Annotated in this window: 14 protein-coding genes; 10 read left to right on the forward strand and 4 right to left on the reverse strand. The window is 68.0% G+C overall.

Annotated elements, in window-relative coordinates:
* Positions 1-9: 9 nt before the first annotated feature.
* From aceF to HIR79_RS05165, 6 genes are all read left to right on the forward strand, one after another.
* Positions 10-2,001 (forward strand): pyruvate dehydrogenase complex dihydrolipoyllysine-residue acetyltransferase, encoded by a 1,992-nt coding sequence (gene aceF, locus HIR79_RS05140; RefSeq protein WP_169957514.1) that lies wholly within the window; start codon positions 10-12, stop codon positions 1,999-2,001.
* A gap of 285 nt (positions 2,002-2,286) precedes the next feature.
* Positions 2,287-2,943: an adenylate kinase gene (gene adk, locus HIR79_RS05145; RefSeq protein ID WP_169957515.1), complete on the forward strand. Its 657-nt coding sequence runs from the start codon at positions 2,287-2,289 to the stop codon at positions 2,941-2,943.
* A gap of 267 nt (positions 2,944-3,210) precedes the next feature.
* Complete coding sequence (locus HIR79_RS05150) at positions 3,211-4,251, forward strand: IS110 family RNA-guided transposase (RefSeq protein ID WP_169957516.1); 1,041 nt, start codon at positions 3,211-3,213, stop codon at positions 4,249-4,251.
* Positions 4,252-5,115: 864 nt separating this feature from the next.
* Positions 5,116-6,492, forward strand: a complete 1,377-nt coding sequence (gene ltrA / locus HIR79_RS05155) for a group II intron reverse transcriptase/maturase (protein WP_211620701.1) — start codon at positions 5,116-5,118, stop codon at positions 6,490-6,492.
* A gap of 140 nt (positions 6,493-6,632) precedes the next feature.
* Complete coding sequence (gene tsaB, locus HIR79_RS05160) at positions 6,633-7,337, forward strand: tRNA (adenosine(37)-N6)-threonylcarbamoyltransferase complex dimerization subunit type 1 TsaB (protein WP_169959472.1); 705 nt, start codon at positions 6,633-6,635, stop codon at positions 7,335-7,337.
* Between the two features lie 44 nt (positions 7,338-7,381).
* Positions 7,382-8,098 carry a class I SAM-dependent methyltransferase gene (locus HIR79_RS05165; RefSeq protein ID WP_502708671.1) on the forward strand — a complete coding sequence of 239 codons (717 nt, stop codon included), beginning with the start codon at positions 7,382-7,384 and terminating at the stop codon, positions 8,096-8,098.
* Here HIR79_RS05165 and plsB read toward each other — a convergent pair whose 3' ends face one another.
* Complete coding sequence (gene plsB, locus HIR79_RS05170) at positions 8,099-10,561, reverse strand: glycerol-3-phosphate 1-O-acyltransferase PlsB (protein WP_502708662.1); 2,463 nt, start codon at positions 10,559-10,561, stop codon at positions 8,099-8,101. It abuts the gene before it with no gap.
* 95 nt (positions 10,562-10,656) lie between these two features.
* Here plsB and HIR79_RS05175 point away from each other — a divergent pair, with 95 nt between their 5' ends.
* Positions 10,657-11,778: a phospholipase D-like domain-containing protein gene (locus HIR79_RS05175; RefSeq protein WP_169957518.1), complete on the forward strand. Its 1,122-nt coding sequence runs from the start codon at positions 10,657-10,659 to the stop codon at positions 11,776-11,778.
* Between the two features lie 6 nt (positions 11,779-11,784).
* Here the strand turns inward: HIR79_RS05175 and HIR79_RS05180 are convergent, their stop codons facing one another.
* A complete protein-coding gene (locus HIR79_RS05180; protein ID WP_169957519.1) occupies positions 11,785-12,426 on the reverse strand; it encodes a YecA/YgfB family protein in 642 nt (213 codons plus the stop codon).
* Between the two features lie 72 nt (positions 12,427-12,498).
* Here HIR79_RS05180 and HIR79_RS05185 point away from each other — a divergent pair, with 72 nt between their 5' ends.
* The 3 genes from HIR79_RS05185 (at position 12,499) to HIR79_RS05195 (ending at position 16,034) form a co-directional block, all read left to right on the forward strand.
* A complete protein-coding gene (locus HIR79_RS05185) occupies positions 12,499-13,059 on the forward strand; it encodes a SprT family zinc-dependent metalloprotease (protein ID WP_169957520.1) in 561 nt (186 codons plus the stop codon).
* Between the two features lie 173 nt (positions 13,060-13,232).
* Positions 13,233-15,182, forward strand: a complete 1,950-nt coding sequence (acs, locus tag HIR79_RS05190; protein ID WP_169957521.1) for an acetate--CoA ligase — start codon at positions 13,233-13,235, stop codon at positions 15,180-15,182.
* 189 nt (positions 15,183-15,371) lie between these two features.
* Complete coding sequence (locus HIR79_RS05195; protein ID WP_119021986.1) at positions 15,372-16,034, forward strand: LuxR C-terminal-related transcriptional regulator; 663 nt, start codon at positions 15,372-15,374, stop codon at positions 16,032-16,034.
* A 441-nt stretch (positions 16,035-16,475) separates the two neighbouring features.
* Here the strand turns inward: HIR79_RS05195 and HIR79_RS05200 are convergent, their stop codons facing one another.
* A complete protein-coding gene (locus HIR79_RS05200) occupies positions 16,476-17,516 on the reverse strand; it encodes an IS110 family RNA-guided transposase (RefSeq protein ID WP_169957516.1) in 1,041 nt (346 codons plus the stop codon).
* A 189-nt stretch (positions 17,517-17,705) separates the two neighbouring features.
* A complete protein-coding gene (locus HIR79_RS05205) occupies positions 17,706-21,650 on the reverse strand; it encodes a hybrid sensor histidine kinase/response regulator (RefSeq protein ID WP_169957522.1) in 3,945 nt (1,314 codons plus the stop codon).
* Positions 21,651-21,697 lie beyond the last annotated feature (47 nt).

Raw genomic sequence — 21,697 nt, forward strand, 5'->3', positions numbered from 1 at the left:
AGCGCGACCTTGAGTAGCGAAATCATCAAAGTTCCCGACATCGGCGGCAGCGAGGATGTCGAAATCATCGAGATCGCGGTGTCCGAAGGTGACGTGATCGCCGCCGAGGACACCCTGATCACCCTGGAGTCCGACAAGGCCAGCATGGATGTGCCCTCGCCCAAGGGCGGCAAGGTCATCCGGGTGCTGGTGAAGGAGGGCGACACCGTCTCCGAAGGCGACGAGATCGTCGAGCTGGAGGTCGAGGGTGCCGGCGGTGGCCAGAGCGGCGGTGGCGAGAGCGAGGCCCCGGCGAAGGCCGAGCCTGCCCCCGAGAAGGCCGCCGAGCCCGCCGCCCAGACGCCCGCGGCCAAGGCCAGCGGTGGCGGCAAGCGCACGGTGGAGATCAAGGTGCCCGACCTGGGTGGCTCCGACAACGTGGAGATCATCGAGGTGGCCGTGGCCGAGGGCGACGAGGTCGAGGAAGAGGCGACCCTGATCACCCTGGAGTCCGACAAAGCCTCCATGGACGTGCCGAGCCCCCACGCCGGCCGGCTGGTGTCGCTGACGGTGAAGGAGGGCGATACCGTCTCCGAGGGCGACGTCATCGGCACCATGGAGATCGCCGGCGAGGGAGGAAACTCCGAGCCGGCCCCCGCCGAGCCCGAGCCTGCCGCGCCCGAGCCCGAGCCTGCCGCCGAGCAGGAAGAGGCCGCCTCCGGCGAGCCCGAGCGCCGCGAGATCCGCGTCCCGGACCTCTCCGGCTCCAGTGACGTGCCGATCATCGAGATCGCCGTCGCCGCCGGCGACGAGGTCAACGAGGAAGATCCGCTGATCACCCTGGAGTCCGACAAGGCCTCCATGGACGTGCCGAGCCCCTTCAAGGGCAGGCTGCTCGAGCTCACCGTCAAGGAGGGCGACACCGTCTCCGAGGGTGACCTGATCGGCTACATGGAGGTGGCGGGGAGCAAGCCGGCACCCAAGGCGCCGGCCAAGGAGCCGTCAAGGGCCGAGGCCCCGAAGGCCGAGAAGCCGGCGCCGACCCCGAGCGGTTCGCCGAGCCCCGAGGCCCAGATGGCCGCCCACAAGCCCCGTGACGGCAAGCTGGTGCACGCCGGCCCGGCGGTGCGCATGCTGGCCCGGGAGCTGGGCGTCGACCTGGCACTGGTCAGGCCCAGTGGCCCGAAGGAGCGCGTGCTCAAGGAGGACGTCCACGCCTACGTCAAGCAGGTGATGGCCAATCAGGGCAAGGCCCAGGCCTCCGCCGCGGCCCCGGTGGCCGGCGCCGGCATTCCGCCGATCCCGGACCAGGATTTCAGCCAGTTCGGCGAGGTGGAAGAGAAGCCCATGGGGCGCCTGATGAAGATGGGCGCCACCAACCTGCATCGCAGCTGGGTCAACCTGCCCCACGTCACCCAGTTCGACGAGGCGGACATCACCGAGCTGGAGGCCTTCCGCAAGTCGATGAAGGCCGAAGCGGAGGCCCAGGGCGCCAAGCTCACGCCGCTGCCCTTCCTGATCAAGGCCTGTGCCTTCGCGCTGCGCCAGTACCCGCAGTTCAACGTCAGCCTGAAGAGCGACGGCGAGACGCTGGTGCACAAGAAGTACGTGCATATCGGCATCGCCGTGGATACGCCGGACGGCCTGATGGTGCCGGTGATCCGCGACGCCGACAGGAAGTCGCTGATCGACCTGGCCAAGGAGTCGGTGGAGCTGGCCAAGAAGGCCCAGACCAAGAAGCTCAAGCGCGAGGAGATGACCGGCGGCTGCTTCACCATCTCGAGCCTGGGCTCCATCGGCGGCACCGCCTTCACGCCCATCGTCAACGCCCCGGAGGTCGCCATCCTCGGCGTCTCCAAGGCGTCGATGAAGCCGGTGTGGGACGGCAAGGCCTTCGAGCCGCGGCTGATGATGCCGCTGTCGCTCTCCTACGACCACCGGGCGGTCAATGGCGCCGATGCGGCGCGCTTCACCGCGCTGCTGGCCCAGCTGCTGAGCGATATCCGTCGCCTGCTGCTGTGACCCCGGCCGGGCCCTGCCCGGCGGCTTCGGCCACCCCACGACGGCGCCTTCGGGCGCCGTCGTCCTTTGCGGCGCGGCTTTCGCGTCATGCCCGGCGGGCGGGGGGGGGAAGGGTCGCCAGACCAAAGTGCTATTCGGCCCGAGGTGGTTGATCTCCAACGCCTTTTGGGCAGAAAGGAGGGGCGCGGCAGGGGGCGGCGCTTGTGCCCGACCCGGGCCGCGGTTATCGTTCCCCTCCAACCATTTCTTCACTACTGACAGCCACTTGTAATTGAGGACAACAACATGCGTTTGATCCTGTTGGGCGCCCCGGGTGCCGGCAAGGGCACCCAGGCCCAGTTCATCTGCGAGCGCTTCAATATTCCGCAGATCTCCACCGGCGACATGCTGCGCGCCGCGGTCAAGGAGGGCAGCGAGCTGGGGGTCAAGGTCAAGGAGATCATGACCAGCGGTGGCCTGGTGTCCGACGACGTCATCATCGCCCTGGTGAAGGAGCGGATCGCGCAGCCCGACTGCCAGAACGGCTTCCTGTTCGACGGTTTCCCGCGCACCCTTCCCCAGGCCGATGCCATGAAGGAGGCCGGCGTCAAGCTGGACCATGTGCTGGAGATCGCCGTGGAGGACGAGGAGATCGTCAAGCGCCTGGCCGGCCGCCGCGTGCACCCGGGCTCCGGCCGCGTCTATCACGTCGAGTACAATCCGCCCAAGGAAGCCGGCAAGGATGACGTCACCGGCGAGGCGCTGATCCAGCGCGACGACGACCGCGAATCCACCGTGCGCAACCGCCTGGCGGTCTACCACGAGCAGACCGCACCGCTGGTCGACTACTACCAGGCCTGGGCCGAGCAGGAGCCGGAGCTCGCCCCGACCTACCACCGGGTGGAAGGCGTCGGCAGCGTCGACGATATCAAGGGACAGGTGCTCAAGGCCCTGGAGGGCTAAAGTCGGAAGGCATCTGAAAGCTGACGCCGGTGGTTGCGGGGCGCCGGGGAAAGGTCTGGAGGGGGTCCTACGCCAGGGGTGAGGAGCACTGCTCCGAACGGGCTGGCTATGGATGGCCAGCACCGGACCTGCAAGCGGAGCGGGACGCGAGAGCGAAGCAGGGCGTCGGTAGCAATGGGATGGAGTCCTCCCCACCCTATATCGGCGTCATTGCGCCACACTGGTGGGCAGGAACACCAACCAGCCTGAGGGTGAGGAGAACTCGTCATGAACATTACCCGTGTCGGCGTCGATATCGCAAAGTCTGTTTTTCATGTCCACGGCGTCGATCGCCATGATCAGGTGCAGTGGCAAGGTAAGTACACCCGCGAAAAATGGCTGGATGAGGTCAGCAAGCGGGTGCCGGCGGGAGCCGAAATCGGCATGGAAGCCTGTGCCTCGTCTCACTACTGGGCGCGGGCCTTGCAGGAGCGAGGCTATCGCGTCAAGTTGATCGCCGCACAGTTCGTGACGCCCTACGTGAAGAGCAACAAGAATGACCGGGTCGACGCCGAAGCGATCTGTGAAGCCATGGGGCGGCCCAGCATGCGCTTCGTGGCCGTCAAGAGCGTCGCTCAGCAGGATACCCAGGCGGCACACCGCATTCGTGAAGAGCTGGTACGGCAGCGCACGGCCAAGGCCAATCAGATACGTGGGCTGGTGGGGGAGTATGGCCTGGTCGCTCCGGTGGGTATCGGTCAGTTGCGTGCCGCCCTGCCTCGCTGGCTGGAAGAGGCAGACAACGGGCTGACGGATGCCTTTCGTGTCCTGCTTGCCGGCCTTGCCGAGGATCTGCGACACCTGGATGAGCGCATCGCGACGGTCACGGCGAGCCTCGAGCGACAGGCCAAGGCAGACCCCGTGGCCAAGCGGCTGATGACGCTGCAGGGTATCGGTCCACTGACCGCCACCGCGCTGGCCGGCGCCCTCGGCGATGGCAAGAGCTTTCGGCGCGGGCGAGATTTTGCCGCCTCGCTCGGCTTGACGCCTCGACAACACAGCACCGGGGGGCGAGACCGCCTGCTGGGCATCAGCAAACGCGGCGACAGTTACCTGCGCAAGCTACTGGTGCATGGTGCGCGATCGGTGCTCCGGCATGTGGGTACCAAGGACGACGGCCTGAGCCAGTGGGTCAGGCACCTGGCCGAGCACAAACATGCCAATGTGGCGGTCGTCGCACTGGCCAACAAGACGGCACGTATCGCCTGGGCGGTAACCCGCCATGAGAGCGCCTATGATGCGTCGCTGGCGTCCCGGCTTTCGGCATGAAAAACCATTGGATTTAGCACGTTAATATAATATTGAGCACCGTCCACCACGATTGCTGAGCATGCTGCAGGATGGCGAACAGGTCGAACCGACGTCAGACAACCCCTTCTGGACGCTGAGCCTTTTGAGCTCGAGGTAGCGATTGGGAGCTGACGTGCGGATAGCCCATCAAGGTCCGATGTTCATGAGAGCATCATTACTGAGACCGGATATACGTGTGCAGTCGTACCTACCGACCATCGTGCCTCGTGCTTGCAAACGGGGAGGACTCCATATACGCCCAGGGAAGGGTTCACAGCGCCCCCGAACAGTCCTTTCGCCGGATCAGCCCCGTACCTGCCTGCCCAAGCGACGTCTGTACCCTTCTGATGGCCCGCCCCCGGCGGGCCATCGTCGTTGTGCGCCAGGCATGGCGCGTAGCACCGATAGGTGCTGTTCCCGAGGGTGGTGCCTCGGGATGACTTGGGGGTGAAAGTCCCCTGCGGACCCTGATAGCGGGAACCGCTAGCCGAACAGCAAGGGTGTCCGCCGCGAGGCGGAATCTGAAGGAAGCTGAAGGCAAACTCCCGGCCTGACGAACAGGAATCGCATATGAGGCAGCCACATCTGGGCGAGAGGGCAATGACACTCGAAGCCCAATAGCTATCCGGAAGATGTGGAGGTAAATGCGGCGGGTAGATGGGAGGAAGGTCGCGCGTCTTACCCTGGGAGGTCTGGTGGTCTGCCACGGTGCTACCGGCGCCGAGAGGCGACGGGATGGGCCACCAGACGTCAGCAGAGGCCATAGTAAGTGCTGGTTCACCGCGGCACCAAGGGCCGAACATGAAGAACCGCGAGTAGGCGATGATGTCTCGAGGATCGATCATGAAGGCAGAAAGTGGCGCTGATACCGCCACCCACCCAGAGGGGCAGGGGCGGAACCCCGAGTCCCAGCCGGTGGGCGTCGAGACGATCCCGGCGTCGTCATCGTGGACGAAAGCGGAGCCCGCCCCGCTCATGGAGGCCGTGGTAGATAAGGCCAACATGGAGCGGGCTTACCGAAGGGTGGTCGCCAACAAGGGGGCGCCGGGTGCCGACGGCATGACGGTCCACCAGCTGGCCGACCACCTGAAGGAATGCTGGCCAACGCTGCGCGAGCGGTTGCTGGCCGGTGAGTACCACCCCAGTCCAGTCCGAGCCGTCGAGATCCCCAAGCCCAAGGGCGGGACGCGACAGCTCGGCATCCCCACGGTCACTGACCGGCTGATCCAGCAGGCGCTGCTGCAGGTGCTGACGCCGATCTTCGATCCGGGGTTCTCCGCATCGAGTTATGGCTATCGGCCCGGGCGCAGTGCCCAGCAGGCCGTCTCGGCGATGAAGGCCCATGTCACCGCCGGCCACCGCTGGGTGGTCGACCTCGACCTGAAAGCCTTCTTCGACCGGGTGAATCACGACCTGCTGATGGCGCGGGTCGCGCGCCGCGTCCGCGACAAGCGAGCGTTGCGCTTGATCCGGCGCTATCTGGAAGCCGGGATGTTCCAGGACGGCCTGGTCGCGCCACGCCGGCAGGGCACGCCCCAGGGCGGACCACTCAGCCCGCTGCTGGCCAATATCCTGCTGGATGACGTGGACAAGGAACTGGAACGCCGCGGCCACCGCTTTTGCCGCTATGCCGACGACCTGCAGGTGTATGTCAGGAGTCGGCGAGCGGGCGAGCGCGTCATGGCCAGTCTGAGTGATTTTCTCGAGAGCTCACTCAGGCTGACGGTCAATCGCAACAAGAGTGCGGTGGATCGACCCTGGCACCGGGGGTATCTGGGCTACACGCTGACCCGGCACAAGCGGCCGAAGCTGACGCTGGCCAAGACCAGCCTGCAGCGCCTGATGCAGCGTGTCCGCGAGATCCTCAAGCGTGGCAGGGGGCGCAACATACGGCGCGTTATCGAAGAGTTGACCCCGGTCCTGCGGGGCTGGGCCAACTACTTCTCCTTCGTCGACGTAAAGCGCCCGCTGGAAGCGCTGGAGGGTTGGATACGTCGCCGACTGCGTTGCGTGATCTGGCGGCAATGGAAACGCCCGCGGACACGGCGCCGCAAGCTACGGGCGCTGGGTCTGGACGACCATCGGGCGTGGAAGTCAGCGGGAAACGGGCGAGGCCCTTGGTGGAACGCCGGCGCCTCGCACATGAATCAGGCCTTGCCACGGAAATGGTTCGAGCAGCAGGGCCTGATCTCGGTACTCGATACGGTCAAGAGGGCTTAGTCGTTCTTCGTGAACCGCCGTGGTACGGAACCGTATGCCCGGTGGTGTGAGAGGACGGGGGAGGCGACTCCCCCTCCTACTCGATTGTGGCCCCGGCGCGTATAATGGCTGCCACTTTTCTCTCCTGCGATGGTGCTGCCATGTCGATCCTGCTGGCCCTGGATGCCTCCTCGAGCGCCTGCTCCGCCGCCCTGCTGCGCCGCCGCGCGGGCGCCGAGGATGAGCTGCTCTCCCGCTTCGAGATGACGCCTCGCGAGCATACTCGGCGCCTGCTGCCCATGGCCGACGAGGTGCTGGCCGAGGCCGGCATTGCCCCCTCGGCGCTGGACGCGGTGGCCTACGGCCGCGGGCCGGGCTCGTTCACCGGCCTGCGCATCGCCGCCGGGGCCGCCCAGGGGCTCGCCTATGGCCTCGATCGCCCGCTGCTCGGGGTCTCCACCCTGGCGGCCCTGGCCCTGGGCGCCCACCGTCGCCATCACTTCCGCTGGCTGGTCACCGCCCTGGATGCCCGCATGGGCGAGATCTACGTGGCCGCCTGGCAGTGCCGCGACGGCCTGCCGGAGCCCCTCCTCGAGGAGGCCGTGATGCCTCCCGAACGGCTGCGCCTGCCGGTCGGCCACGATGACCACGACTGGGTCGGCATCGGCTCCGGCTGGGGCCTCTGGGAGCAGATGCCCGTCGAGGTGCAGGCGGGGATGAGCCAGCGCCTGCCGGAGGCCGAGGCCGCTGCCGCCGACATGGCGCTGCTGGCCATGGCCGAGCTGGAGGTGGGTGGCGGGCAGCCGGCGCATCTGGTGCAGCCGGTCTACCTGCGCAACGAGGTGGCCTGGAAGAAGGCCAGGTGAGCGCGCTGCCGCCGGTGGCGGTGCGCGGCGAGGCGCTCACCGCCCTGGCCGAGCGCCTGGGGCTGCCCGTCGAGGGCGAGGCCGAGCTTCATCTCGAGCAACGCGACGGTCACCTGGTGCTGGCCGGCGACGAGAAGCGCTACGGGCATCCGCTGGCCGTGGAGTTCACCTCCGGGAAGGCGGCCCATCGACGTCGCTTCGGCGGCGGGCGCGGTCAGCTCATCGCCCGGGCCTGCGGTTTCGCTCAGGGGGTAACGCCCTTGGTGGTGGACGCCACGGCGGGCCTGGGGCGCGATGCCTTCGTGCTGGCGAGCCTCGGCGCGCCGGTGCTGCTGGTGGAGCGGGTGGCGGCGATCTTCGCCCTGCTCGAGGACGGCCTGGCCCGCGCCCGGGCGGACGCCGAGACCGCCGAGATCGCCGCGCGCATGCGCCTGGTGCATGGCGATGCGGCGGCGGAGCTCGCCGCCCTGGTGGCGGCGGCCGATGTCCCGCCCCAGGTGATCCACCTGGACCCGATGTTTCCACATCGCGACAAGTCGGCGCTGGTCAAGAAGGAGATGCGCCTGTTCCGCACCCTGGCCGGGGACGACGCGGACGCCCCGCGCCTGCTGGAGGCGGCCCTGGACGTGGCCACCCACCGGGTGGTGGTCAAGCGCCCGCGCAAGGCGCCCCCCATCGCGGGGCCGGCCCCGCGTCACGTGATCGAGGGCAAGACCAGCCGCTACGACCTCTACGTGCACCGGGCGCTCAAGGCGAGCTGATCAGCCCCGCCGGGTGACCAGCTGCAGGCGGTGGCGCAGGGCCGGGTCGAACAGCCGGTGCGACTGCAGGGCCGCCTCGTGCAGCCGGTCGTCGAAGGCCAGGCGCCCCGCCTCCTGCCAGAGCCACCCCTCCCGCTCCAGGCTCTCCACCAGGCTGATGAACAGCCGGGTATCGAAGAACTCCGGGGCGTCCAGCCCCGATAGCAGGGCCAGTCGCTCGGCCAGCTGCCGGCTCTGGCTTGCCAGCTCATCGGCGGTGAGGCGGCCCGGCCCGGCATCCAGCAGCACGCTGAGCAGCAGGTAACCGCGCTCCAGCGAGGGCTGCATCAGCTGGCCGAGCAGGTCGAGGCACTCGCCGGCCTCCAGCGGCTCGTCCCTCCGACGCCAGCACTCCCCCTCGCGCTCCAGCAGGCCCAGGTCGCCCAGCACCGCGAGCATCTCGGCCAGGCCCGCCTGCAGCGAGGCCGGCGGCGCCACCATCAGCTCCCGGGTCAGGATCGGCCAGGCCGGCGCCAGCAGAGTCTCCAGCGCCTCCGGGTGGTGGCTGGCCTGGTGGCGGAAGGCGAAGGCGGTGAGGCCCGCCAGGGCGAACAGGTGCAGCACGTTGTTGCGGTACCAGCCGAGCAGGGCGGCCCGGGCGGCATCGGCGACGATGATGTCGCCGAGCGGGTGGGCACGGCGCTCGACCATGCCGAGACCCACCGCCTGGTCGATCCAGCCGGCCGGCTCGCCCTCGGGCAGGCTGGCATGGGCCCCGCCGGGGAGCCGCCGCTGCAGCTCGGCGAGCAGGGCCAGCTGGCGCTCCAGCAGGCTGGCCTCGATGGCGTGGTGGGGCGTGGCCAGCAGCGCCAGGGCCACCAGGTTGACGGGGTTGAGGGCGGCGGCGGCGTTGATTCGCCGGCAGAGGCTCTCACCGAGACGCGGCACCACCTCGCCAAGCCAGGCCGGGCGCGTCTCCCGGGCCTGCCGCCAGTCGCGGCCCAGCTCGTCATCCAGGAAGTCGGCCAGCAGCAGCGGCTCGCCCACGTTGACCGAGACCCGGCCGAAGGGCTGGCGCAGCTGGCCCAGCACCCGCAGCAGGGCCAGCGGGCTTTCCTTGCGCTTCCTGCCGCCGCGCAGTTCGCGCTGGTAGCTGGCGTTCTCGATGATCCGTTCGTAGCCGATATGCACCGGAATGAAGGCCAGTGGCTGGTAATGGCCGCCCGCGGCGCTGCGCAGGAAGGAGCGCAGGGTCATGGCCAGCATGCCGGGGCGCGCCGGCAGCATGCGACCGCTGCGCGAGCGGCCCCCCTCGATGAAGTACTCCAGCGGGTGACCCCGGGCGATCAGCCGGTGCAGGTACTCGTTGAATACCGCGCCGTAGAGGCGGTTGTCGCGGAAGCTGCGGCGCAGGAAGAAGGCGCCGCCGCGGCGCAGCAGCGGGCCGACCAGCGGCATGTCCAGGTTGCGCCCGGCGGCGATGTGCGGCGGCATGAGGCCGTCGCGATAGAGCACGTAGGAGAGCAGCAGGTAATCGATGTGGCTGCGATGGCAGGGTACGTAGACGAGGGTGTGGTCGCCGGCCAGGGCCTTGACCCGCTCAAGCCCGCGCACCTCGACGCCGTCGTAGAGACGATTCCACAGCCGGCGCAGCAGGCCGTCCATGAAGCGCAGCACCGGGTAGGTCATGTTCGAGGCGATCTCCCGCCCGTAGCGCAGCGCGCGGCGCTCCAGCCGCGCGGGGGAGGGCCGGCCGTCGGCGGCGAGTTCGCCGATCACCCGGCGCACCTCGGGGCTGGCGGCCACCCCCTCGATCAGGGTGCGGCGGTGGGAGAGGTCGGGGCCGAGCACGCGGGTGCGCAGACGGCGGAAATGGACCCGCAGCAGGCGGGCCGCCTTGCGGTTGGTCTGGGCGCTGTCGGGCGCCCCGTCGGCCTCCGCCAGGAGGTCGCCGAGGCGCAGCGGGGCGCCGAAGTGGATCTCCACGCTCTTGCCGTTGACCAGCACGGACAGCGCCCGGCGCAGCCGGCCGGTGAGCCGCCAGCTGTCGGCGGAGAGCATCTTCCAGAAGCCGAAGCGCTTGCCCGGTGCCCGGCCCCAGAAGATGCTCACCGGCACCAGCTGCACCTCCTGATGGGGGTTGGCGAGGCGCTGCTCGATCAGCGCCCGGAAGGGCGCCTCGGGGCGCTGCTCGCGCCGCCACAGCCGACGGCGCTGTGCCGGCAGGGCCACGCAGGCGGGCAGTGTCACCTCGCCGACCCGTCGTCGCCCGGCCGCGAGGGGCAGCTCGTGCCGGCGGGTCAGCGAGGCCAGCAGCCAGGCATCACTTGCGGCCGGGCGGGGCAGTACGTAGATCACCGGCAGGCTTGGCTCGAGCGCCAGCGCGTCGGGGGCGGGCTCGATCAGGCGCGGCCGGACCCAGGCGGCGATCAGCCGGGTCATCAGCGCGCGCAGGGGGGTGGTGAGTGGGTGGTGCAAGGCCATCCGTTTGCCCCGACGCAGGAAAGGAAAGGGAAAGGCCAGTATAGTCTCCGGGAAGGCCTCGGGTCAGGCCAGCGCCCCAGGACAGGGAGTCTGCCATGCACGGGATCTGGAGAGACGGCAATCACTTCGAGCTGCTGCCCGAGGCCAGCCGCTTCCTGCCGGCCATGTTCGAGGCGCTGGAGCAGGCCGAGTCGTCGATCCTGATCGAGCTCTACCTGATGGAGTCGGGGCGGCTGGCCTCGGCGCTGATCGGCGCCCTGGTGAAGGCCTCCGAGCGCGGCGTCACGGTGATGCTGCTGCTGGATGGCTACGGCGCCATGGGGCTCGCAAGCGAGGATCGCGAGCGGCTGGAGGCGGGCGGCGTGGCGCTGCGCTTCTTCAACCCACTGGGCTTCCACTCCCTGGCCCGGAACCTGACCCGGGACCATCGCAAGCTGGTGGTGGTGGACGGGCGGGTCGCCTTCACCGGCGGCTTCGGCGCCGTGGACGAGTTCCTCGACGCCTGGTACGAGGTGGCCCTGCGCATCGAGGGACCGGTGGTGGCCGACTGGGTGCGCCTGTTCTGCCGGCTGTGGGACTCGCCGCTGACCCGGGGCAGCGGGGCCGCGGGACTGGTGCATGGGCTGTTGACCGAGACCCGTCAGGCCGAGGGCTACCGGGGTATGACCGGGCGGGTGGTGTGGGGGCAGGGCTATCGCTACCAGGCGATACGCCATTCGCTCTATCGGCAGGTCTCCGGGGCACGCAAGCGCATCTGGATCTGCACCCCCTACTTCGTGCCCACCTTCAGCCTGCGCCTGCGCCTGGCCCGGGCGGCACGCCGCGGCGTTGACGTGCGCCTGCTGCTGCCCGGTGAGTCCCATGACCATCCCGGGGTGCGCTACGCCGGTCAGCGCTTCTACGGCCGTCTGCTTCGGGCCGGGGTGCGCATCCACGAGTTCCAGCCCACCTTCATCCACGCCAAGTTCTCGCTGGCCGACGACTGGGTCAGCCTCGGCTCCTGCAACTTCGACCACTGGAGCCTGCACTGGAACCTGGAGGCCAATCAGGAGGTGGCCGACCGGCGCCTCGCGACCGAGGTGGCCGAGCTGTTCGAGCGCAACTTCGCCGCCAGCCACGAGATCGACCGCGAGGCCTGGTCCCGGCGCCCGCGTTGGCAGCGACTCAAGGAGTGGCTGTTCGGCAGCCTGGACGGCATGCTGACGCGGCTGCGGTAGCGTTCGCTATCGCCGGCGCCCCTTGCCGGCGGGCTTCTTCTTGCGCGGCATCGGCTTGGGGGTCTCCGGCGGCACCCGGTAGTGCAGGTAGAGGTCCAGCACCAGCTCGGGGAGCTGGCGCACCAGCGCCTCCAGACGTGCCCCGTCGCCGATGAATTCGGCCATGTCGGGCTCGTCGTCGAAGAGCCCCGAGAGGGCCATGAAGGGCAGCAGCAGGGTGGCGGCGGCTTCCTCGTCCTCCTCGAACCAGGTGGCCTCGTCCAGGAAGACCCCCTCCATGAAGCCGGCGCACCAGTCACCGATGGGCGTCTCCTCGGCGGGCAGGCCGTCCAGGGTGAGCTCGAAGGGCAGCTCCGGCAGGAGCCCCTGCTCCAGGGCGGCGATGGCGTTGCGGCGCAGCTGGTCGAGCAGGCCGAGGATCTCCTCGCGCTCGCGGGCGTCATGGAACTCCGGCTCGCCCTGGAACAGCTCCGCCACCCAGGCGGCCGGGTCCGCCTCGCAGGGCGCCACCGCCAGGGCCACCAGGAAGCCGTGGCTGCTGATCAGGTCCAGGGCGTCCTCGCCGACCCGCTCGGAGGCCAGGAAGTCATCCAGGCGGTCGAGCTGATCATCGTCGAGCAGGGGTTCGGGCTGGGGGGTGTCGGACATCGTCACTCTCACGGACAGGAGGGCAGGAAGGGCGCTTTACGCCTGGCGGGCGAGAGGCCATTCTAGCACCCCATGAAACGACCCGCGCTGCCCACCCCGGATCCCGACCGCCTCGCGGCCCTCGACCGCGAGGCGCTGCTGGCTGCCCTGCACGCGCGGGTGGACGCCGCCTGGCGGCTCTGTCGCGAGGTGCATCCGACGCTGCCGCGCCCGGCGGTATGGTGCGACCTGCGGGGCAAGTGTGCCGGCCAGGCCCACTTCGGCCGCGGCGGCCTGCGCTTCAATCCGGTGCTCTATGCCGAGAACCGCCTCGACTTCCTGGTCGAGGTGGTGCCCCACGAGATGGCTCACTGGCTCGTTCACCACCTGGAAGATGGCCCCCGGGTACGCCCCCACGGCCGCGAGTGGCAGACGGTGATGCGCGAGCTGTTCGGCCTGGCGCCCCGCACTACCCACCGCTTCGATACCGGCCGTGCGAGCCCGGCGCCCCACCGCTACGCCTGTGACTGCCGCGAGCATGCCTTCAGCGCTCGTCGCCATGCGCTGGCCCGGCAGGGGCAGCGTTATCGCTGCCGCCACTGCGCTCAGACCTTGGTCTATCTTGGCCTGGAGGTGTTTGAAAGTGCCACTTAACCATATGTTTTTAAAAAGAAAATTGTTCATACCAATGTCTAAGGGGAAGTGGCGCCGGGCGAGAGTATGCTGAGTCCACCTTAAATGGCGTCGGGCGTCCCCACACAATCCCAACGTACGGTTGCCCGGCATCACTCACCTGACGGGGCCATCCCAAGGACAGAGGCACTTCCATGAGCGATCAGCAGAACGTCTATCCGGTGCGCGACGACATCGCCGCCAAGGCCTGGGCCGACAAGGCGAAGTACGAGGCGATGTACCAGCAGTCCGTGGACGACCCCGATGCCTTCTGGGCCGAGCAGGCCAAGCGCATCGACTGGGTCAAGGCGCCCACCAAGATCAAGCACACCAGCTTCGATCCGCACAACGTGGACATCCGCTGGTTCGAGGACGGCACCCTCAACGCCAGCGCCAACTGCCTCGATCGCCACCTGGAAACCCGCGGCGACCAGACCGCCATCATCTGGGAAGGCGACAGCCCCGATGAGTCCGCCCACATCAGCTACCGCGAGCTGCACGCGCGTACCTGCCAGCTGGCCAATGCCCTGAAGGAGCTGGGCATCGGCAAGGGCGATGTGGTCACCCTCTACATGCCGATGATCCCCGAGGCCGCCGTGGCCATGCTGGCCTGTGCCCGCATCGGTGCGGTGCACTCCGTGGTGTTCGGCGGCTTCTCCCCGGACGCCCTGGCCCAGCGCGTGATCGGTGCCAGCTCCAAGCTGGTGATCACCGCCGACGAGTCCGTGCGCGGCGGCAAGCATGTGCCGCTCAAGGACAACGTCGATGCGGCCCTGACCCGCAAGGGCACCGAGGTGTGCGAGAAGGTGCTGGTGGTCAAGCGCACCGGCGGCGAGATCGAGTGGAACGAAGGGCGTGACGTCTGGTACGGCGACCTAGTCGACAAGCAGTCCACCGACTGCGCGGCCGAGGAGATGAACGCCGAGGATCCGCTCTTCATCCTCTACACCTCCGGTTCCACCGGCGCGCCCAAGGGCCTCAAGCACACCACCGGCGGCTACCTGGTCTACGCCAGCCTCACCCACCAGTACGTCTTCGACTACCAGGACGGCGAGATCTACTGGTGCACCGCCGACGTGGGCTGGGTCACCGGCCACAGCTACATCGTCTACGGCCCGCTGGCCAACGGCGGCACCACCCTGATGTTCGAGGGCGTGCCGAGCTATCCGACCCATGGCCGCATGGGCGAGATCGTCGACAAGCACCAGGTCAACATCCTCTACACCGCGCCCACCGCCATTCGCGCCCTGATGGCCCATGGCGACAGCGTGATGGACTCCAGCCAGCGCGACAGCCTGCGCATCCTCGGCTCGGTGGGCGAGCCCATCAACCCCGAGGCCTGGGAGTGGTTCTACCGTGTGATCGGCAACTCGAACTGCCCGATCGTCGACACCTGGTGGCAGACCGAGACCGGCGGCATCATGATCGTGCCGCTGCCCGGTGCCACCCCGCTCAAGCCGGGCTCCGCCACCCTGCCGTTCTTCGGCGTGCAGCCGGCGCTTTACGACAGCGAGGGCAACACCCTCGAGGGCGCCGTGGACGGCAACCTGGTGATCACCGACTCCTGGCCGGGGCAGGCGCGCTCCATCTGGGGCGACCACGAGCGCTTCATCCAGACCTACTTCTCCACCTACAAGGGCGTCTACTTCACCGGCGACGGCTGCCGCCGCGACGAGGATGGCTACTACTGGATCACCGGCCGCGTCGACGACGTGATCAACGTCTCCGGCCACCGCATGGGTACCGCCGAGATCGAGTCGGCGCTGGTGGCCCACGAGGCCGTGGCCGAGGCCGCCGTGGTGGGCTTCCCCCACGACATCAAGGGCCAGGGCATCTACATCTACGTGACCCTGACCGGCGACGTGGAGCCCACCGACGAGCTCAAGAAGGAGCTGACCCAGTGGGTGCGCAAGGAGATCGGTCCGATCGCCTCGCCCGACGTCATCCAGTGGGCCCCGGGCCTGCCCAAGACCCGCTCCGGCAAGATCATGCGCCGTATCCTGCGCAAGATCGCCGCCAACGAGTGCGACGGCCTGGGCGATACCAGCACCCTGGCCGACCCGAGCGTGGTGGATGACCTGATCGAGAACCGCGCCGTGCGCTGATTTCCGCGCCAGCGCTGTACCGTCGAGCCGGCCTTCGTGGCCGGCTTTTTTGATCCGTTGGCCAATGTTGTCGACAATGTGGCCGGAGCGCTTGGGAATCGGCTCTGCCATGGGGTAACATGCCCCACAGTCATACAAGAGCCCGAGTGGCGGACGATGCCCGCTGCCAGAGGAACCGGAGGAGAATCCATGGCCTTTGCCCAGAAATTCATCGTCGCCGATGACCATCCGCTGTTCCGCGCAGCCCTCACCCAGGCGCTGCGTCAGCTGGCCCCCCAGGCCGAGATCGTCGAGTCCGACACCATGGAGGCGACCGCCGAGGTGGTCACCCGCCATCCGGATGCCGACCTGATCCTGCTCGACCTGCACATGCCCGGCGCCCACGGCTTCTCCGGCCTGATCCAGCTGCGCGGCCAGACCCCGGATATCCCGGTGGCGGTGGTCTCGGGCAGCGACGAGCCCTATGTGGTGCGCCGCGCCATCGACTACGGCGCCTCCGGCTTCATCCCCAAGTCCTCCTCGCTGCAGCTGATCGCCGAGGCGGTGGGCGAGATCCTCGACGGCGAGGTGTGGCTGCCCGCCGAACTGGCCGCGGCCATGGGCGAGGCCAACGAGGAAGAGACGAAGTTCGCCGAGGCGATCGCCTCGCTGACCCCGCAGCAGTTCCGCGTGCTCAACATGCTCACCGAGGGCCTGCTCAACAAGCAGATCGCTTATGAGCTCAGCGTCTCCGAGGCCACCATCAAGGCCCACGTCACCGCCATCCTGCGCAAGCTCGGCGTGCACTCCCGCACCCAGGCGGTGATCGCCGCCCAGAAGCTCGAGGTGGAGCCGCCGAAGGTGGAGTCCTGACGCCAGGCGCCAAGGCGCAAGCCTAAAGGAAACGCAAAAGACCCACCAATCGGTGGGTCTTTTGCGTTGGTGCCGTATTCAAATGGCTGGCGCAGGCGGCCGAGCTTTCGGGGCTGATCTGGCGGCAAGCCTGCGAGGAGGCGCTGTGAATACTTCCCTGTACGTATATGGAGTCCTCCCCGTTTGCAAGCACGAGGCACGATGGTCGGTAGGTACGACTGCACACGTATATCCGGTCTCAGTAATGATGCTCTCATGAACATCGGACCTTGATGGGCTATCCGCACGTCAGCTCCCAATCGCTACCTCGAGCTCAAAAGGCTCAGCGTCCAGAAGGGGTTGTCTGACGTCGGTTCGACCTGTTCGCCATCCTGCAGCATGCTCAGCAATCGTGGTGGACGGTGCTCAATATTATATTAACGTGCTAAATCCAATGGTTTTTCATGCCGAAAGCCGGGACGCCAGCGACGCATCATAGGCGCTCTCATGGCGGGTTACCGCCCAGGCGATACGTGCCGTCTTGTTGGCCAGTGCGACGACCGCCACATTGGCATGTTTGTGCTCGGCCAGGTGCCTGACCCACTGGCTCAGGCCGTCGTCCTTGGTACCCACATGCCGGAGCACCGATCGCGCACCATGCACCAGTAGCTTGCGCAGGTAACTGTCGCCGCGTTTGCTGATGCCCAGCAGGCGGTCTCGCCCCCCGGTGCTGTGTTGTCGAGGCGTCAAGCCGAGCGAGGCGGCAAAATCTCGCCCGCGCCGAAAGCTCTTGCCATCGCCGAGGGCGCCGGCCAGCGCGGTGGCGGTCAGTGGACCGATACCCTGCAGCGTCATCAGCCGCTTGGCCACGGGGTCTGCCTTGGCCTGTCGCTCGAGGCTCGCCGTGACCGTCGCGATGCGCTCATCCAGGTGTCGCAGATCCTCGGCAAGGCCGGCAAGCAGGACACGAAAGGCATCCGTCAGCCCGTTGTCTGCCTCTTCCAGCCAGCGAGGCAGGGCGGCACGCAACTGACCGATACCCACCGGAGCGACCAGGCCATACTCCCCCACCAGCCCACGTATCTGATTGGCCTTGGCCGTGCGCTGCCGTACCAGCTCTTCACGAATGCGGTGTGCCGCCTGGGTATCCTGCTGAGCGACGCTCTTGACGGCCACGAAGCGCATGCTGGGCCGCCCCATGGCTTCACAGATCGCTTCGGCGTCGACCCGGTCATTCTTGTTGCTCTTCACGTAGGGCGTCACGAACTGTGCGGCGATCAACTTGACGCGATAGCCTCGCTCCTGCAAGGCCCGCGCCCAGTAGTGAGACGAGGCACAGGCTTCCATGCCGATTTCGGCTCCCGCCGGCACCCGCTTGCTGACCTCATCCAGCCATTTTTCGCGGGTGTACTTACCTTGCCACTGCACCTGATCATGGCGATCGACGCCGTGGACATGAAAAACAGACTTTGCGATATCGACGCCGACACGGGTAATGTTCATGACGAGTTCTCCTCACCCTCAGGCTGGTTGGTGTTCCTGCCCACCAGTGTGGCGCAATGACGCCGATATAGGGTGGGGAGGACTCCATCCCATTGCTACCGACGCCATCCCTGGCGTAGGACCTCCTCTTCGGCTTGCCCCCAGCGCCCCTCCCAACACTTCGCCCAATAACGCTTGGTTGTGTCGCGACTACTGCGCCGCCCGGCTGGCCTGAAGCGTGCGGGTGAGCAGGGCGCGCAGGGCAGCGGGGCGTACCGGCTTGAGTAGCAGTTGGTAGCCGGCACGGCGGATCTCCTCGGCGACCTCCTCGGTGCGGTCGGCGGTAATCACGATCCCCGGCACCGCGCCCTCCAGCCGCTCGGAGAGCGCCTCCAGCGCCATCAGGCCGGTCACCTCGTTGTCCAGGTGGTAGTCGGCGAGTATCGCGTCCGGGTCGCCATCGAGGTGGCGCAGCACCGACTTGGCACCGCCGATGCTGGTGGCGGTGAAGACCTCACAGCCCCAGCCGGAGAGCATCGCCTTCATGCCCTCCAGGATCAGCGTCTCGTTGTCGATGCACAGGATCCGGGTGCCGACCAGCTTGTTGCCGGCGCGCTTGGGCGAGGCGGCCTCCTCGGCCTGTTGTGCCTCGCTGCGCGCCGCCACCATCGGCACACTGACCGAGAACATGGTCCCCGAGCCCTCCTTCGAGCGCACCGTGATGGGGTGGTCGAGCACCCGGCTCATGCGGTCGGCGATGGAGAGCCCGAGCCCCAGCCCCTTCTCGCTCTCCTTGTGGCGCGAGGCCTGGTCGAGGCGGCGGAACTCCTGGAAGATCTCCGCCTGCTTGGATTCGGGAATGCCGGGGCCCGAGTCCCACACCTGGATGGAGAGGCGGTCGCCGCGGCGACGGCAGCCTAGCAGCACGCGGCCCTCCTGGGTATAGCGGATGGCGTTGGAGAGGAAGTTCTGGATGATCCGGCGCAGCATCTGGGCATCGCTGTCGACCCAGGCCCGGGTCGGCACCACCATCAGGTCGAGGCCGCGGTCCTCCGCCATCACCTCGAACTCGGCGCGCAGCGGCCGGAAGATGTCGGCCAGCGCGAAGTGGCTGCGCCGGGGGGTGAGGGCGCCGGCATCGAGCTTGGAGATATCGAGCAGGGTGCCGAGCAGCTCCTCGGCGGCCTGCAGCGAGTTGTCGATATGGCCGATGGTGCGCTGCATGGTCTCGGGCTCCATCTCCTGGGAGAGCGCCGAGGTGAACAGCCGGGCGGCGTTGAGCGGCTGCAGCAGGTCGTGGCTGGCGGCGGCCAGGAAGCGGGTCTTAGAGGCGTTGGCGTCCTCCGCCAGCTGCTTGGCCTGGCGCAGCGCCAGCTCGGCCTCGGCGCGCACGAGGTTCTCCTGGCGCAGGGCGGCGTTGGCCTCGGAGAGCGCCTGGGTGCGCTCGCGGACCCGCTCCTCCAGGGTCTCGTTGGTCTCCTTGAGGGCAATCTCCGCCAGGCGCCGCTCGGTGATGTCCTGATAGAGGGCGAAGAAGCCCAGGATCGCCCCGCTGTCGCCGAAGTGGGGGGTATAGGTCACCAGCATGTAGCGGCGCCCCTCGGGCAGCCGGATCGACACCTCGAAGCTGACCCGCTCGCCGGCCAGCGCCCGTTCGATCCAGGGTTCGCGCTCGCGGGCCATCTCCGGCGGCACCACGTCCTGGACCTGCTTGCCGATCACCGCGTTGCGGTCGATGCCGAAGGCCTGCTCGTAGGCGCGGTTGGTGAAGAGGTAGCGGCACTCCTTGTCGAAGTAGGCAATCAGCGCGGGCACGTTGTCCGTGTAGATGCGGATGTTGTTCTCCGAGCGGATCAGCGCCTCCTCGATGCGCTTCTGCTGGGTGATGTCCTGGTAGGTGTAGACGAAGCCGCCGCCGGGCATGGGGTTGCCCTGCACCTCCAGCACGCTGCCGTCCTGGCGGTAGCGCACGTAGCGGTGGGGCTGGCCCTCGCGGATATTGTCGAGCAGCAGCTGGACGTGCTCTTCGGGGTCGCCGGGGCCGTACTCCCCGTTGTGGGCGTTGTAGCGGAAAATCTTGTCCATCGGCGCGCCGACCCGGATCAGGTGGTCGGGGAAGCGGAACAGCTCCAGGTAGCGCTGGTTCCACACCACCAGGCGCAGGTTCTGGTCGACCACGCTGATGCCTTGGTTGATGTTCTCGATGGTGGCCTGGAGCAGAGCGCGGTTGAACTCCAGCACCTGGGAGGCCTCGTCGACGATGGAGATTACGTCGGAGATGCCGATGCCGCGGCCCTGCAGCGCCGAGTTCACCACGATGCGTGCCGAGGAAGCGCCGAGCACCGAGGCGAGGAAGCGCTCGGTGAACTGGATGACGTCGATGGAGGCGCGGGTGCCGTCCTCCAGCGGCTTGCCGTTGCGCCGCGCGTAGTCGTCGAAGGCGCGCTGCACCTGGCCGGCGCCGAGGAAGCGTTCGCACAGCACCTTGAGGTCGCCGACCGTGGTGGCGCCGGTCCAGGGGCGGTTCACCGAGGTCTGGCGGGTTTCCACGCTGTCCACGAACAGCGAGGCCTGGATGCGTTCCACCACCCGCTGGGAGGTGATCTGGGAGACAAAGATGTAGCAGAAGAGGTTCACCCCCAGGGAGAGCATCACGCCGTGGGTGAAGCTGTCCCCCACGTTGAGGCCGAACAGCGAAGTGGGGGAGAGCCAGGCAACGCCCAGGGGGCCGCCGTCGATCCAGTGGGCGGGCAGTACCCCGGCGGTGATCATGGCCGGCATCAGCAGGCTGTAGGCCCAGATGGCGAAGCCGGCGTTCATGCCGATGATCACCCCCAGGCGGTTGCCGCGCTTCCAGTAGAGCCCGCCGATCAGCGCCGGGGCGAACTGGCCGGCGGCGGCAAAGGAGAGCATGCCGATGGAGGCCAGCGAGGTGAACTCGCCGATCAGCTGGTAGAAGCCGTAGGCCATGGCCAGCACCGCGGCGATGGTGAGGCGCCGGGCGCGCAGCACCAGGCGACCGTAGTCGCGGGCCTTGGTGTCGAACCAGCGCAGGCGGAACAGCGCCGGGATGACGATCTCGTTGGAGATCATGATCGAGACGGCCACCGCGGCCACGATCACCATGCCGGTGGCCGCCGAGAAGCCGCCGATGAAGGTGAGCAGGGTCAGCCACTCGCTGCCCGCTGCCATGGGCAGCGCCAGCACGTAGGTGTCCGGCTCGATGCCGCTGTCGGCGAACAGGGTCAGGCCGGCGGCGGCCAGCGGCAGTACGAAGAAGGCGAAGAGCACCAGATAGAGGGGGAAGAGCCAGCGCGCCTTGGCGGCATCGTCGCGGTGGGTGTTCTCCACCACCGCCACGTGGAACTGGCGGGGTAGGCAGAGCACCGCCAGCATCGCCAGCAGGGTCTGGGCCCAGAAGCTCTGGCCGAAGTCCTGCTGGACCAGCTGGCGCTGCAGCTCCAGCTGTACCTCGGCGTGGGCGAAGAGCTCGGCGAGGCCCCCGAACATGCCCCAGGTGACGTAGGCGCCGAGGATCATGAAGGCCAGCAGCTTGACCAGCGACTCGAAGGCCACGGCGTGGATCAGCCCCTCGTGGTGCTCGGTGGCGTCGGTGTGCCGGGTGCCGAAGAGGATGGCGAAGGCGGCCATCACCACCGCCACGTAGAAGGCGGTGTCGGCGAACAGCGGCGTATGGGTGGGGTCACCGGCAGCGGTGAGCACGCTGAAGGAGGTGGAGACCGCCTTGAGCTGCAGGGCGATGTAGGGCAGGGCCCCGATCAGCGCCACCAGGCTGGCGAAGGCCGCCAGGGACTGGGTCTTGCCGTAGCGCGAGGCGATGAAGTCGGCGATGGAGGTGACGTTCTGGTGCTTGGCGACGCGGATCATCTTGGCCAGCACCGGCCAGAACAGCAGGAAGGTGAGGATCGGCCCCACGTAGATGCTGGCAAAGGACCAGCCGCCGGTGGCGGCCTGGCCGACGGCGCCGTAGAAGCTCCAGGAGGTGCAGTAGATGGCCAGCGCCAGGCTGTAGATGATCGGCCGGCGATGGCTGGCACCGCGCTCCTTGGCCCGGCGATCGCCCCGCCAGGCGATGCCGAACAGCACGGCGATATAGAGCAGCGATATGGCAACCAGCAGCCAGCCTGAGAACATGGGCTTTCTCCCTCGAGTCTGGCGCCCATTCTAGGGCAATGTGACCC

Origin of the sequence: Halomonas sp. PGE1 (assembly GCF_013000985.1) — a bacterium.
In the GTDB taxonomy this organism is placed as follows: domain Bacteria; phylum Pseudomonadota; class Gammaproteobacteria; order Pseudomonadales; family Halomonadaceae; genus Halomonas; species Halomonas alkalicola.

Bases quoted from the DNA above. Each gene is read 5' to 3' on its own strand.
- acs (WP_169957521.1), top strand. From the start codon at position 13,233: ATGAGCGATCAGCAGAACGTCTATCCGGTGCGCGACGACATCGCCGCC.
- HIR79_RS05180 (WP_169957519.1), bottom strand. From the start codon at position 12,426: ATGTCCGACACCCCCCAGCCCGAACCCCTGCTCGACGATGATCAGCTC.
- HIR79_RS05150 (WP_169957516.1), top strand. From the start codon at position 3,211: ATGAACATTACCCGTGTCGGCGTCGATATCGCAAAGTCTGTTTTTCAT.
- adk (WP_169957515.1), top strand. From the start codon at position 2,287: ATGCGTTTGATCCTGTTGGGCGCCCCGGGTGCCGGCAAGGGCACCCAG.
- HIR79_RS05200 (WP_169957516.1), bottom strand. From the start codon at position 17,516: ATGAACATTACCCGTGTCGGCGTCGATATCGCAAAGTCTGTTTTTCAT.
- HIR79_RS05195 (WP_119021986.1), top strand. From the start codon at position 15,372: ATGGCCTTTGCCCAGAAATTCATCGTCGCCGATGACCATCCGCTGTTC.
- ltrA (WP_211620701.1), top strand. From the start codon at position 5,116: ATGAAGGCAGAAAGTGGCGCTGATACCGCCACCCACCCAGAGGGGCAG.
- HIR79_RS05185 (WP_169957520.1), top strand. From the start codon at position 12,499: ATGAAACGACCCGCGCTGCCCACCCCGGATCCCGACCGCCTCGCGGCC.
- tsaB (WP_169959472.1), top strand. From the start codon at position 6,633: ATGTCGATCCTGCTGGCCCTGGATGCCTCCTCGAGCGCCTGCTCCGCC.
- HIR79_RS05205 (WP_169957522.1), bottom strand. From the start codon at position 21,650: ATGTTCTCAGGCTGGCTGCTGGTTGCCATATCGCTGCTCTATATCGCC.
- HIR79_RS05175 (WP_169957518.1), top strand. From the start codon at position 10,657: ATGCACGGGATCTGGAGAGACGGCAATCACTTCGAGCTGCTGCCCGAG.
- plsB (WP_502708662.1), bottom strand. From the start codon at position 10,561: ATGGCCTTGCACCACCCACTCACCACCCCCCTGCGCGCGCTGATGACC.